Source organism: Pseudomonas sp. SIMBA_041 (assembly GCF_046535095.1).
Taxonomy (GTDB): Bacteria; Pseudomonadota; Gammaproteobacteria; order Pseudomonadales; family Pseudomonadaceae; genus Aquipseudomonas; species Aquipseudomonas mucoides.
On record NZ_JAWRXJ010000038.1, the window covers coordinates 1 to 557 of the forward strand.

Genomic DNA, 557 nt, shown 5'->3' on the forward strand with positions numbered 1-557 from the left:
CATTGCGGTGTGAAATACCGCAATGGTGCACTCTCAGTACAATCTGCTCTGATGCCGCATAGTTAAGCCAGTATACACTCCGCTATCGCTACGTGACTGGGTCATGGCTGCGCCCCGACACCCGCCAACACCCGCTGACGCGCCCTGACGGGCTTGTCTGCTCCCGGCATCCGCTTACAGACAAGCTGTGACCGTCTCCGGGAGCTGCATGTGTCAGAGGTTTTCACCGTAATCACCGAAACGCGCGAGGCAGCTGCGGTAAAGCTCATCAGCGTGGTCGTGAAGCGATTCACAGATGTCTGCCTGTTCATCCGCGTCCAGCTCGTTGAGTTTCTCCAGAAGCGTTAATGTCTGGCTTCTGATAAAGCGGGCCATGTTAAGGGCGGTTTTTTCCTGTTTGGTCACTGATGCCTCCGTGTAAGGGGGATTTCTGTTCATGGGGGTAATGATACCGATGAAACGAGAGAGGATGCTCACGATACGGGTTACTGATGATGAACATGCCCGGTTACTGGAACGTTGTGAGGGTAAACAACTGGCGGTATGGATGCGGCGGG

1 protein-coding gene and 1 pseudogene are annotated in these 557 nt (G+C 54.8%); one reads left to right on the forward strand and one right to left on the reverse strand.

Annotation, left to right across the window (positions count from 1 at the left end; all coding sequences use genetic code 11):
- Window positions 1-213 precede the first annotated feature (213 nt).
- Window positions 214-405, reverse strand: a complete 192-nt coding sequence (locus SB725_RS30120; RefSeq protein WP_410923013.1) for a Rop family plasmid primer RNA-binding protein — start codon at window positions 403-405, stop codon at window positions 214-216.
- 31 nt (window positions 406-436) lie between these two features.
- Between SB725_RS30120 and SB725_RS30125 the strand changes: the two are divergent.
- A pseudogene (locus tag SB725_RS30125) lies at window positions 437-557 on the forward strand (plasmid mobilization relaxosome protein MobC); the annotation flags it as partial.